Source organism: Flavobacterium sasangense DSM 21067 (assembly GCF_000686885.1).
GTDB classification, from domain to species: domain Bacteria; phylum Bacteroidota; class Bacteroidia; order Flavobacteriales; family Flavobacteriaceae; genus Flavobacterium; species Flavobacterium sasangense.
Genome location: NZ_JMLU01000006.1, coordinates 112,716 through 125,049, shown reverse-complemented (window position 1 = coordinate 125,049; position 12,334 = coordinate 112,716). Strand labels below are relative to the sequence as shown.

Below are 12,334 nucleotides of genomic sequence, written 5' to 3'. Positions count from 1 at the left end.
TAAGCCATGAACGGAACATTAAACAAGGTTATTTTGATAGGTCATTTAGGTGACGAAGTTAAAATGCATTACTTTGAAGGTGGTAATTGTATTGGACGTTTTCCTTTAGCGACAAACGAAGTGTACATCAACAAAACTACTGGAGAAAAAATTACTTCTACAGAATGGCACAACATTGTTGTTCGAAATAAAGCAGCCGAAATTTGCGAAAAATACCTTTCTAAAGGCGATAAAATTTACATTGAAGGCAGAATCAAATCGCGTCAATGGCAAGCAGAAGATGGTGCTACAAAGTACACTACTGAAATTCAGGTAACCGAATTTACATTCTTAACTACCAAAAAAGATACTGATTTAAGTAAGTCATCTTTACCAACAGGTAGTGCTCCTGATGATTTTAATGTTTAACTAAATTGATTTAATTTGGATCCTGATCCGGCCAGTTTTCTTTATTCTATAGACTTTGAATTCCTTTTTGGAATACTTGCAATTGTGGTATTGCTCGCTTGTTCTGCCTTTATTTCGGGCTCAGAAGTGGCACTTTTTTCTTTATCTCAAAAAGATATCGACGATATTTCAAACAAAGATTACAATAGTGGAACGCTAATTTCAAGATTATTAGAAAAGCCTAAAAAATTATTAGCAACCATTCTAGTGGCTAATAATTTTGTAAATATAGCTATTGTTATCATTTTCTCTTCTTTTAGCGGACGTTTATTCAACGGAATTGAGTCTACTATAGTGCGTTTTATTTTAGAAGTGGTAGTAGTTACTTTTTTCATTTTACTTTTTGGAGAAGTTTTACCAAAAATTTATGCCAATCGAAACAATATGGAGTTTGCTAAAAAAGTTGCAATTCCTATTTCTATAATGAATAATATTTTATCTCCGATTAGTGTTCCAATGCGAAACGGAATTCTTTTTATCGAGAAGAAATTGAATGTACAAAAAGGGAATTTTTCGGTTGATCAACTTTCGCAAGCGCTAGAATTAACATCACAAAACGATACTACTGATGGTGAACAAAAAATTTTAGAAGGAATTGTAACTTTTGGAAATACCGAAGTACGCCAAGTAATGAGTCCACGAATTGATGTTTTTGCTTTAAATATCGAAGAAACTTTCGCTCAAGTAATGCCAAAAATAGTTGAGAAAGGCTATTCTCGAATTCCAGTTTACAAAGAAAATATTGATCAAATTGAAGGGATTTTGTTTATTAAAGACTTGATTCCCCATATCGATAGCGAAGATTTTGAATGGACCAAATTATTACGCCAACCATTCTTCGTTCCAGAAAACAAAAAGTTAGATGATTTATTGAAAGATTTCCAAGGCATGAAAAGTCACTTGGCGGTTGTGGTAGACGAATATGGTGGAACATCGGGAATTATTTCATTAGAAGATGTTTTGGAAGAAATTGTAGGCGATATTAGCGACGAATTTGACGATGAAGATTTGATTTATTCTCAAATTGATGATAAGAATTTCCTTTTCGAAGGTAAAATCAGCTTGAAAGATTTTTATCGAATTATTGAAGTAGATGAAAACGAATTTGAAAGTAAAAAAGGTGAAGCTGAGACTTTAGCGGGATTCTTACTTGAGATTTCTGGAAATTTTCCAAAGAAAAGACAGAAAATAACATTCCATAATCTTATTTTTACCATCGAAAATGTAGATAAGAGAAGAATAAAACAAATAAAAGTTACGTTATTGTAATTATGATACAAAATATAGTAAAATTAAGTTGTTTGGGATTGTTTTTAAGTTTGATTTCTTGTGGAGATGAAACCTTACCAAAACCAAAAGGACAATTAAGTTTAGAATATCCAAAAGCGAAATATTCTAAATTAGAATCGAATTGTTCCTTTACTTTTGATAAAAATAATTTAGCTTTAATCAAAGATAAATCATGCGCTTTTGAAATCAATTATCCAAAGATGAAAGCTACGATTTACTTGACTCACAAATCAGTAAACAACGACATAGATAAATTATTACGCGATGCTCAAACACTTACTTACAATCACGTTGTAAAAGCAGATGACATTGTTGAACAGCCTTTTATTAACGACAAGAAAAAGGTTTACGGAATGTTTTACGAAGTAGGAGGTAATGCCGCGACTAATGCGCAATTTTATGCTACCGATAGCACTAAAAACTTTATTGTAGGAAGCGTTTATTTTTATGCAAAACCTAACTTCGATTCCATTTTGCCTGCCGCTCAATATCTAAAAGAAGATATGCGCAGGATAATGGAAACTTTGGAATGGAAATAAAAAAAACGCCCTGAGATAATCAGGGCGTTTTTTATTACATTTTTTTCGATTCCGTAACTTTATAAGAATCACCACCAGCAACACCTTCAATGGTTTTAGTTAGAGATTCTAACGATTGTTTTTCAGCATCGAATTTTACAGTTGCAATTTTAGTGTCAAAATCTACTACCGCTTGCCCAACACCTTCTTGTTCTGCTAATTTGTTTTCAATAGTTTTAGCACAACCCATAGCGCACGTCATTCCGTCGATAGTAAAACTTGCGGTTTGCATTTTAGCTAAATCTGCTTCAGAAACAGTTTCTTTTTTCGTTTCTTCAACTGCAACTTCTTTGTTTTCTTGTTTGCAACTTGCTAATGAAAGTGTCATTACAAGCGCTAAACCAATATTTTTTAAATTTTTCATACTAACAAATGTTAAATTAAAAGTCTCTAAATAAAGACTATGCAAAATTACAAAATTTCATAGTGCTATTTTCAAAATAAAGCCTGAATTTTGACGAACAAAATAGTGCTATGGAAAACAATTCGACAAAATGGTATTTATTAGGTTTTTTAGGTTGCGTTTGGGGAAGTTCCTTCATCTTAATGCAATTGGGATTAAAAGGCGTGAATTCGGTGCAATTGGGAAGTTTGCGAATCCTTTTTGCAGCTATGTTTTTGATTGTTGTTGGATTCAAACAAATTCCTCAAATTCCCTTATATAAATGGAAATTTATTGCGCTAACAGCTTTATGTGGCACCTTTATTCCAGCGTTTTTATTTGCTTTTGCACTTTCAAAAATTGATGGTTCTATTAGTTCGATTTTAAATTCATTAACTCCTTTGAATACTCTTTTAGCTGGATTGCTTTTTTTTGGAATGAGTGTGCAACGTAGTCAAGTTTTTGGAGTTATTATTGGTTTTATCGGTTGTGCTTTGTTAGTGTTATTTGGTGATGGAGAAAACACAACGGAGAATTATTACTATGCGATTTTAATTGTAATTGCTTCGATTTTTTATGGTATCAATGTCAACTTAATTAAAAAATACTTATCTGATTTAAAGCCGTTAACCATTAGTACAGGAAACTTTTTAATTATGTTTTTTCCGGCTTTAATCGTTTTGTATTTCACTGGTTTTTTTGATATCATTCATGAAACTAAAGTGCAAACTTCTTTAGGTTTTATTGCGATTTTAGGAATCGTCGGAACTGGATTTTCAAATATTTTATTCTTTAAATTGATTCAGCTTTCATCACCTGTTTTTGCTTCTTCGGTAACTTATATTATTCCGGTAGTAGCTTTTGTTTTAGGTTATTTATTTATGAATGAAACGCTTTCGGTAATTCAATTATTAGGTGCTTTAGTTGTTTTAGTCGGAGTTTATTTTTCCAGTAAGAAATAAAAAAAAGCGCCCAATTTCTTGAGCGCTTTCTGAATTTCATGTTTTGTTTATTATTTGAAATCAGCATCAGTTACACCTTCGTTAATTTTAACTTCAGTAGTAATTAATTCGATTTCGATACCAACATTCATGATGGTTTTGTATGGGAATTTCAACCCTTTTACATCTTTGTAGTCTTGATAGTAAGTAGTTTGTGTCATTTTTTGACCGCCTTGCTCAACGTCTTTAGCCTCAGCTACTTTAAATCCAGTTTTTACATCATAGTAATAAGTAGATTTTCCGTTTTTAATAGCGTAAGCATCTGCTCCATTAATGTTTTCGATTCCTGTTAAAGTAACGTCTTTGTCTGTCAATAAGGATAATTCTTTAAAATTACCTGCCATATCTTGCATGTCTTTCAAATCTTGGTCTTTGAAATCTTTTCTTTGACCTTGTTGTACCATGTAAGCTTCTTTTTCGTTAACAACTTGTTTCATCATTACCATTCCCATAGCCTTCATTTCAACGCCTAATTTTTTAGGAGCTGTTTTTACTACTAATTCTAAAGGTGTTCCTTGAACAGTTCCGGCAGACATTACGGCTAACGTTTTTACATTTTTAACCGCTTTCTCGCCACCAATAGCATTGATGTAGTTGTTAAGTACAGTTTGAGTTGTTACTCCTGCAGGAATTGGCTTTTTAACTTCTGGTTTTTCTGTTGGATTACCATATTTGTCAAAGTAGAAAATTGGTAATTTTTCTCTTTTACTCATTGTTTCTAAACCAGGTAAAACATCTGCTGCTTTTCCTACGATAACCACTCTTGTTTTATCAGATAAGAAATATTTGTTAGCAGCATTTTTGATATCTTCTGCAGTAACTGCGTTGATGTTTTTGATGTAATTTTCGTAGAAATCTTCAGGTAAACCTTGAGTTTCCTTGTTTAAAGCATAACCTGCAATAGTTGATGGTTTTTCAATTTGCATTACGAAGTTACCTACATATTTTGCTTTTGCATTTCTTAAATCTTCTTCAGAAACTAATTCTGTTTTGATTCTTTTTAACTCATTGAAAAATTCTACAACTGCACTATCCGTTACTGTATTTCTAACTGAAGCACTTGAACGGAATTTGTTGATGTATTTTCCAGCTCCAATTGAAGAGTAAGCTCCGTATGTCCAACCATGTTTTTCACGTAAGTTTAAGAATAATCTTCCTTCACCGCCACCACCTAAAATTTGGTTAGCTAATAAAACTGAAAAATATTCTTTATCTGTCATTTTTAAGTTAGACAAGTTTACTAAAGCGATTTCAGATTGTACTGCATTTGGAGTGTCAATAAAGTTGATTTGGCTATATTGAACGTCTTTAGGATTTGAATAGGTTAACTGTGGAGCAGTAGCCTTTTTCCAAGTTCCAAAAAGTCTTTCTACTTCTTTTTTAACTTCTTTAAAGTTAACATCTCCTACAATTACTAAATAAGCATTTGCTGGAACGAAATACGTGTTATAATTCATAACAACGTCGTCTAATGTTACATTTTTTAAAGTTTCTTCACTAGTGAATTCTCCTTTGTAATGTTCTTTTCCAAACGTTAATACGTTTTCTACTCTACGAGCAATAGCAGTAACGCTTTTTTCATCTGATTTTAAACCTTCGATGATTTTTTCTTTTTCTTTTTCGAATTCTTTTTGGTCAAATAATGGGTTTAATGCACCATCTGCCATTAATTCTAAAATTCTTTTTGAATATCTAGAAAGTCCATTTGCCGAAGCTCCAGAAGCATAAAAGTTGATGTCTGCTCCTAAGAAATCGATTTCTTCGTTATATGCGTCTTTAGTAACAGTTTCTGTTCCGTTACCTAGCATTCCACTTAAAATATCAGAAACTCCTTTTTTATTTCCTTCAGCATAAGGTGGATTATCCAATGTTAGATTGAAAGAAACACGTGGTAATTTGTGATTTTCCACAACTAAAACTTTCAAACCATTTTTAAGTACAAAACTTTGTGGTTTGTTAATATTAATAGTAGGAGCTGGTCCTGCCTTTGGTTGTGGTCTGTCTTGTGCTTGCATAGTTATTGTTAAAAATAAACTGGCTGCTATGTATATAAATTTTTTCATATTCTTCAAATCTTAGTTTTGAGCTTTGTCTTTAGCAGGAACATAATCTAAAATCATTCTTTGGTTTGAGTTTAGATATTTTTTTGCAACATCTCTAATTTCTTCTCTTGTGATAGAACGATAAATATCGATTTCAGTGTTAATTAAATTGATATCACCATACAACATATAGTAAGTAGCTAAATTGTCAGCAATTCCTTCAACAGAAGCATTGTTGCTTACATAGTTGCTTTCAAATTTATTTTGAAGTTTTTGGAAATCTTTTTCAGAAATTAATTCGTTTTGCATTTTTGCGATTTCCTCATCAATTTCTTTTACAAGAGATTCTGTTGTGTTTTGTCCCATTGGTAAACCATAGATTAAATACATTCCGTAATCTTCTTGACTGTAGTTGAAAGCTCCAATTTGTAAAGCCATTTTTTTATCGTCTACAATTTTCTTGTATAATTTCGAACTTTTCCCATCAGAAAGGTAAGAAGAAATCATATCTAATACTCTAGCATCACGAGTTTTCATAGATGGAGTTCTGTAAGATGCTACCACCATTGGAATTTGAATGTTTGGATCTTGCCAAGTTGCTTTAAATTCTTTTGTAATAGGTGCTTCTTCTACTTTAGTTCTAGTTACAGGAGCTCCTTTTGGAATAGCGCTAAAATATTTTTTCACCCATTCTTTTGCTTGCGCTTTGTCAAATTGACCTGCAATTACTAAAACTGCATTGTTTGGCACATAGAATTTTTTGTTGAACGCTAAGAATTCTTCTAAAGTAGCAGCATCTAAATGCTCCATTTCTCCAATGGTTGTCCATTTGTATGGATGTACTTTAAACATATTTTCTTTAACCGCTTTGATTAAATTTCCATAAGGTTGATTGTCAACACGTAATCTTTTCTCTTCTTTAACTACTTCGTTTTGTGTATCAACTCCTTTTTGGTCAATTACTGGATGCATTAATCGTTCTGATTCCATCCAAATAGCTAATTCTAAATTGTTCGAAGGGAAAACTTCGTAATAATACGTTCTGTCGTCAGTAGTATTAGCGTTGTTGTTTCCTCCGTTTGCTGTAACTAATTTAAACCATTCACCTTTACCGATGTTTTTTGTTCCTTCAAATAAAAGGTGTTCAAAAAAGTGAGCAAAACCAGTACGGTTTGGTTGTTCGTCTTTTGCTCCTACATGGTACATTACCGATGTAATTACCACAGGTGCAGAATTATCTTGATGAAGTACAACGTGTAATCCATTGTCTAAATCAAATTCCTCGAATGTTACTTTTTGAGCAGAAGCAGTTCCGCCAAGCATTAGTGCAGTACCCAAAGCCATTAAAGATTTTTTCATACGTTATTAATTTGTTTGATATAATTGTAATAAGACGCAATTTCGGGATTATGTTACAATTAAATAGAGTTTTTATGTAGAAAATTTATTGAAAATACAATTTCTGATTTTTTTATTAAGGAGATAGTTGTTTGGTTTATAAATTATTGTATATTTGCAACCTTAAAATTTTTAACTAAAATCATTGTTATGTACGCAATCGTAGAGATAGCAGGGCAACAATTCAAAGTAAGCAAAGACCAAAAGGTTTATGTTCACCGTTTAGCTTCAGAAGAAGGAACTAAAGTTTCTTTTGACAAAGTTCTTTTATTAGATGAAAACGGAACAGTAACTTTAGGCGCCCCAGCTGTAGAAGGTGCTTCAGTAGAAGCCAAAGTGTTACAACACTTAAAAGGTGATAAAGTAATCGTTTTCAAAAAGAAAAGAAGAAAAGGTTACAAAAAGAAAAATGGTCACAGACAATCTTTCACTCAAATTTTAATTGAAGGAATCGTTGCTGCTGGTGCTAAGAAAAAAGCTGCTAAAAAAGAAGTTGAAGTTGAAGTAACTGAAGCTGCTGAAGAAGTTAAGCCAAAAGCTAAAGCAACAAAAAAACCAAAAACTGAAGAATAACATTTAAAAATATTACGTCATGGCTCACAAGAAAGGTGTCGGTAGTTCGAAGAATGGTAGAGAATCAGAATCGAAACGTTTAGGCGTTAAGATTTATGGTGGTCAAGCTGCTATTGCTGGAAACATCATTGTTAGACAAAGAGGTTCGAAGCACAACCCAGGTGAAAACGTTTACATGGGTAAAGATCATACTTTACATGCTAAAGTTGATGGAGTTGTAAAATTCCAGAAAAAAGGAGAAAACAAATCATTTGTATCTGTAATTCCTTTCGAAGCTTAATAATTTTATTTAGCAACATATTAAAAACCTCTCTTTTTGAGAGGTTTTTTTATTAAAATAAATGTGGTTTGTGTTTGCATATTTAATGCAATTACCTATATTTGCACCCACAATTAAGCATACGCGGGTATGGTGAAATTGGTAGACACGCCAGACTTAGGATCTGGTGCCGCAAGGTGTGAAGGTTCGAGTCCTTTTACCCGCACTTAAAGCTCTAACGAAAGTTGGAGCTTTTTTAATTTATGATATCAAAAAAAAGCCGATTGAATACACAATCGGCTTTTTATTAACCTAACTATAAACTTATTCTTTTATTAATTTTTTTGATTGGCTTATACCGTTACTATCTGTTATTTTTATTAAATACATTCCAGTTTCAAGATTAGTAATATCTAGTTGTTGATTAGAGATTACATCTGAGAATGTTTTTATTAATTGTCCAGTTATTGAATAAATCTCAACATGGGTTACGTCTGCAGAAAGAGCAAAACTGTTTCGTGTTGGATTTGGATATATGTCAATGTTGCTTTTTATCATTTCTAAATCGTTAGAAGATAAAGTTGAAGGTTTATTTCCATATACTCTAAATTGTCCCGGAGTTAAAGCGATCGTTGCTGTTGGACTAGTAATCGTTACAGGTGTGTTATCCATTAAATTATACCAGGTCATTGGATAGGTATATACATCTGTTGGGAAACTAGGGTTTATACTTTGATTTGCTACAGAAAAGTTAGCAATAACAACTACATTACGCAACTGAGTAGTTGGGTAAGCATTGTTATATACATACAATCTTTGACGGATGTTACTTCCATCTGGACTAATTGCAAAGTCAGAACTAAATACTGGTTCAGAAGTTTTTAGGCTAATTAATTTTGACCAATCGCTCAAAATAGCTGTTCTCCTGGTATCCGACAACCAGTTTTGAGTCCATTGCACTTGTTCTTTAGTGTCTAATTTACAATCACCAGGATAGAATGTACCTTCGTCGTTAACAGTTCCATTAGCACAGGTATAAATGGATTGATTGTTGCCTAATTCAGCAAAATGCCAAATCATTTTTGGACCTGGAACTAGTATACTCATAGCTCCTAAAGCCCCCATTCTAGATAATGCATTGGTTAAATTACCATTGACTGGTGAAGTTCCACCGCCATTACCATAAGTTACGGCTTCATACATCATTCTGTCTTTGTCATGACTTTCTGGATATCCAATTAATCTTTTTCCAGTAAATCCGCGACTTGTATGCCCCATTCTAGAAATATTTTGTGTTGAGAATCCCATAGCAAGTTCTTTATATTGCGTATACATTTCTCCCCACATCATAATTCCTTTGCCTTCTCCTAATCTGTAATTTGCCCATTGCTGTTCTTCATTATCAGTTCCTAAATGTTCAAATATTACATAATGGTCATTATCTAAGCTCCAAGAATAATCTGCATACTCTTTTAATACATCTACACGATCTTGTTGGTATGCATTAGTACATGCATCATCTCCTGAATTACAATTTTGGGTAAATCCTTTGGTTAAATCCCAACGGAAACCATCAATTTTATATTCTGTAATCCAATGTTTGATAGTTTGTTTTACATAGTTTTTGGTTAGTGTTGAAGAATGATTAAAATCTTCTCCCACGCTATAACTATGTTTTGCTGTAGTGTTAAAATAAGGATTATCACTAGCTGGCCCACCCCAGCCGTCTCCATCAGGATCGTTCATCCACATTCTTATCATTGGATTTCTTCCAAATGCATGATTGAAAGCAACATCAAGAATAACTGCGATACCATTTTGATGACATAAATCTACCAATTCTTTCAGTTTTTCTGGTGTTCCATAGAATTTATCTAAAGCCATATGAAAAGCGGTATTATAACCCCAACTTTCATTTCCTTCAAATTCCATAATAGGCATTAGCTCAATGGCATTAATCCCTAAATCTTTAAAATACTGAATTTTATCAATTACATCTTGAAAATTTCTATCAGCATCAAAATCACGAATTAATAGTTCGTAAACCACTAACTTATCTTTGTTAGGTTTTATAAAGTTAGTTACTTGCCAGTTGTACGGAGTTGCTCCAGTTTTAAACCAAGTTACTTCTCTTTCCTGTCCAGATGGATATGTAGGTAAATTTGGAAAAGTTGAATTTGAAATCCCTGTATCATCATAAGGAGATAATACTAATGTAGAGCATGGATCTGCAACTTTTACAAATGATGGGGAATTTGCAATAGGAGTTTGATCTACAACCCAATATTGATAGGTATTATTAACTCCAGGAGTTAAACCTGTAAGTTCTAACCAAAATTTACCAGTTATAGGATCTTTTTTCATTGCATAACTAGAATTTGGATTGTAGTTGTTAAAACTACCAGCAACATAGACAAAATCCTTACCAGGTGCTTCTAAAACTAAGGTGGCTCTAGTATTGTCTGAAGTGTTATAGTTGATTCCATTAACTAAATTTGCGGGAATGGCTTGTAAAGTACTTCCAGGATTAATAATTGCTGAAAATCTTCTTGTAATTGTAGAAACTCCTAGAGTTACTTCTAACTCATAACTAGTATTTGTTGTTATATTGGTATGATTAAACGTGTAGCTTGATGTTGTACTTGTATTAATGCTAGTTCCATTTGCTTTTAAGTTGTAAAAAGCATTTCCACCCGTATTGGTTGCAGTAATGTTTAGGTTACCTCCTGAGTTAATAATAGTAGCACTATTATTAGCAGGAGCAGTTAAGTTTACTTGAAAAGTACCTACATTAAAGATGAAATCTCCACAAGATGGAGGTAGTTTTAAAGTTTGACTTCCACTAGCATTTCTGAAAACCATTCCAAGTTTTTTGGCATTAGCTTGTTGAGTAGCATTTAAACCAAAGTAAGTACTAGGAGTTAATGTAATACTCCACGTGCCATTTCCGTTATTAGTCATTAAACCAACGCTATCGTCTTGCCCCCAGTTGCCTATAACGCTAAATCCAAACGCATTACTGTCATCTCCAATTCCTGCATGCATATACACTTTTGCAGGAGAAGTTCCTATTAGATTGCAAGATTGAGCAGCTGTAGAAACAGTAATTGTAATTTGATCTGTTACATTAAAACTACTTGGTGTAATGGTAACCTGAGCTTTGACAATAAAAGCTGTAAATAGTAATAATATTGAAAGTATTTTTTTTCTCATAGCTTGTAAATTGGAAAAAGGGCTGCTTTAAGGCAGCCCTTTTGTATTTAATAATTAAAGAGCGATTAACTCGTAAGTATATCTTCTTGGATTTGATAAGTCTAAGATGACTTTATAGTTTCCAGCAGCGCCAGAGAATGTTAAATCTCCACCATCTACTAAATAACCATCAGCATTTACAGTTCCTAAGTCAAAACCATTGCTCCAAGCATTATTTCCTCTGAATTTGAAATTCCCTGGAACTAAAGCAATACTAGCAATTTCTAATTTTTTAGTTGTTGGATTGTATGTGAAGTCAGTGTCTGAATCCCAACCTGTTGGAGTTGCGGCTCCTATGATACCCCAACTTACAGCAGTTGTTGAGTAAGTCATTCCATCAAGATTTTGAGCTGTAATAGCACCGGTATTTGCTCTTACTCTGTAATAACCTGCTATAGCAGTACAATTTGATTCTCCTGTTTCAGCTAAGATTCCTGAGAAATCACCATTGTCTCCATAATCAGGTCCGCCAGCGGGAGGGAAGTTAAATGTTCCATCAGCACTTTGAGCAACAAATTTAAACTCACCATCTAGCCAAACATATCCTTCAAAGTCAGTTCTTCCAAAATCTGAAGCTGCTATTAGAGGAGCATTTCCAGCATTCCAACCTTGATGATTACCAGCTACGGCAAGTTTTGGTAAATCTGTAGGATATGGAGTTACGGTAATAGTAACAACATTTGAATAAGCAACAACATCGTCGTTTGTTCCTAAAGACGATTTAATTCTTACATCTAAATCTCCAGCTGTATAAGGTACTAAACCAGCTGCTAAGGCAATTGTATTTAAAGACTCATGTGTGTAAGTATAAAAACGACTATTTGTTAAACCACCTGAAGTAATTACTGCAAATTCTGTATCTGCTAAAGAAAATTCAACCTCATAATTTATTTCAGTTTGAACACCATAATCAGCGTGATCCCAAACTAAAGTTGTTACTTCAGCTGATGGAGTACTACGATTTAAAATATATGAACTTCCAGTTAATGGAGTTAATAATTCTGGTCCGCCACTAGGGTTAATAATTGTTTGATCATCATTTTCACATGACACATTTGCTATAAATAAAATTGCTAATACACCTATTTTTAATAAATTTTTCATTTGATATA

11 protein-coding genes and 1 tRNA gene are annotated in these 12,334 nt (G+C 33.0%); 7 read left to right on the top strand and 5 right to left on the bottom strand.

Features of this window, described 5'->3' with window-relative positions:
• Nucleotides 1-6 precede the first annotated feature (6 nt).
• From BP92_RS0106690 to gldD, 3 genes are read left to right on the top strand one after another with little or no spacing between them, the layout of a single operon-like run.
• A complete protein-coding gene (locus tag BP92_RS0106690; RefSeq protein WP_026725353.1) occupies nucleotides 7-408 on the top strand; it encodes a single-stranded DNA-binding protein in 402 nt (133 codons plus the stop codon).
• Nucleotides 409-423: 15 nt separating this feature from the next.
• A complete protein-coding gene (locus tag BP92_RS0106685; RefSeq protein WP_026725352.1) occupies nucleotides 424-1,716 on the top strand; it encodes a gliding motility-associated protein GldE in 1,293 nt (430 codons plus the stop codon).
• Nucleotides 1,717-1,718: 2 nt separating this feature from the next.
• A complete protein-coding gene (gene gldD / locus BP92_RS0106680; protein WP_026725351.1) occupies nucleotides 1,719-2,276 on the top strand; it encodes a gliding motility lipoprotein GldD in 558 nt (185 codons plus the stop codon).
• Nucleotides 2,277-2,310: 34 nt separating this feature from the next.
• On the opposite strand, the gene BP92_RS0106675 is transcribed toward gldD, so the two are convergent.
• On the bottom strand, nucleotides 2,311-2,679 hold the full coding sequence (locus BP92_RS0106675; protein WP_026725350.1) for a heavy-metal-associated domain-containing protein: 369 nt from the start codon (nucleotides 2,677-2,679) through the stop codon (nucleotides 2,311-2,313).
• A 110-nt stretch (nucleotides 2,680-2,789) separates the two neighbouring features.
• On the opposite strand from BP92_RS0106675, the gene BP92_RS0106670 reads away from it, so the two are divergent.
• A complete protein-coding gene (locus BP92_RS0106670) occupies nucleotides 2,790-3,659 on the top strand; it encodes a DMT family transporter (protein ID WP_026725349.1) in 870 nt (289 codons plus the stop codon).
• Nucleotides 3,660-3,709: 50 nt separating this feature from the next.
• Here the strand turns inward: BP92_RS0106670 and BP92_RS0106665 are convergent, their stop codons facing one another.
• Nucleotides 3,710-5,761, bottom strand: coding sequence for a M16 family metallopeptidase (locus BP92_RS0106665; RefSeq protein WP_026725348.1), 2,052 nt, complete (start codon nucleotides 5,759-5,761; stop codon nucleotides 3,710-3,712).
• 12 nt (nucleotides 5,762-5,773) lie between these two features.
• Nucleotides 5,774-7,099, bottom strand: coding sequence for a M16 family metallopeptidase (locus BP92_RS0106660; RefSeq protein ID WP_026725347.1), 1,326 nt, complete (start codon nucleotides 7,097-7,099; stop codon nucleotides 5,774-5,776).
• Nucleotides 7,100-7,288: 189 nt separating this feature from the next.
• Between BP92_RS0106660 and rplU the strand changes: the two genes are divergently transcribed.
• The 3 genes from rplU (at nucleotide 7,289) to BP92_RS0106645 (ending at nucleotide 8,196) form a co-directional block, all read left to right on the top strand.
• Nucleotides 7,289-7,711: a 50S ribosomal protein L21 gene (rplU, locus tag BP92_RS0106655; protein ID WP_026725346.1), complete on the top strand. Its 423-nt coding sequence runs from the start codon at nucleotides 7,289-7,291 to the stop codon at nucleotides 7,709-7,711.
• A 19-nt stretch (nucleotides 7,712-7,730) separates the two neighbouring features.
• Nucleotides 7,731-7,991 (top strand): 50S ribosomal protein L27, encoded by a 261-nt coding sequence (rpmA, locus tag BP92_RS0106650; RefSeq protein WP_026711141.1) that lies wholly within the window; start codon nucleotides 7,731-7,733, stop codon nucleotides 7,989-7,991.
• Nucleotides 7,992-8,114: 123 nt separating this feature from the next.
• Nucleotides 8,115-8,196, top strand: a tRNA-Leu gene (locus BP92_RS0106645).
• 98 nt (nucleotides 8,197-8,294) lie between these two features.
• On the opposite strand, the gene BP92_RS0106640 is transcribed toward BP92_RS0106645, so the two are convergent.
• Both BP92_RS0106640 and BP92_RS0106635 read right to left on the bottom strand, forming a co-directional pair.
• Entirely contained in the window at nucleotides 8,295-11,183 is a 2,889-nt protein-coding gene (locus BP92_RS0106640) for an alpha-amylase family glycosyl hydrolase (protein WP_026725345.1), read from the bottom strand.
• 54 nt (nucleotides 11,184-11,237) lie between these two features.
• Nucleotides 11,238-12,326, bottom strand: a complete 1,089-nt coding sequence (locus tag BP92_RS0106635; RefSeq protein ID WP_026725344.1) for a SusE domain-containing protein — start codon at nucleotides 12,324-12,326, stop codon at nucleotides 11,238-11,240.
• Nucleotides 12,327-12,334 lie beyond the last annotated feature (8 nt).

Excerpts from the sequence above, each read along its gene's own strand:
- BP92_RS0106690 (WP_026725353.1), top strand. The coding sequence starts at position 7 with ATGAACGGAACATTAAACAAGGTTATTTTGATAGGTCATTTAGGTGAC.
- BP92_RS0106665 (WP_026725348.1), bottom strand. The coding sequence starts at position 5,761 with ATGAAAAAATTTATATACATAGCAGCCAGTTTATTTTTAACAATAACT.
- BP92_RS0106660 (WP_026725347.1), bottom strand. The coding sequence starts at position 7,099 with ATGAAAAAATCTTTAATGGCTTTGGGTACTGCACTAATGCTTGGCGGA.
- rplU (WP_026725346.1), top strand. The coding sequence starts at position 7,289 with ATGTACGCAATCGTAGAGATAGCAGGGCAACAATTCAAAGTAAGCAAA.
- BP92_RS0106675 (WP_026725350.1), bottom strand. The coding sequence starts at position 2,679 with ATGAAAAATTTAAAAAATATTGGTTTAGCGCTTGTAATGACACTTTCA.
- BP92_RS0106640 (WP_026725345.1), bottom strand. The coding sequence starts at position 11,183 with ATGAGAAAAAAAATACTTTCAATATTATTACTATTTACAGCTTTTATT.
- rpmA (WP_026711141.1), top strand. The coding sequence starts at position 7,731 with ATGGCTCACAAGAAAGGTGTCGGTAGTTCGAAGAATGGTAGAGAATCA.
- gldD (WP_026725351.1), top strand. The coding sequence starts at position 1,719 with ATGATACAAAATATAGTAAAATTAAGTTGTTTGGGATTGTTTTTAAGT.
- BP92_RS0106635 (WP_026725344.1), bottom strand. The coding sequence starts at position 12,326 with ATGAAAAATTTATTAAAAATAGGTGTATTAGCAATTTTATTTATAGCA.
- BP92_RS0106670 (WP_026725349.1), top strand. The coding sequence starts at position 2,790 with ATGGAAAACAATTCGACAAAATGGTATTTATTAGGTTTTTTAGGTTGC.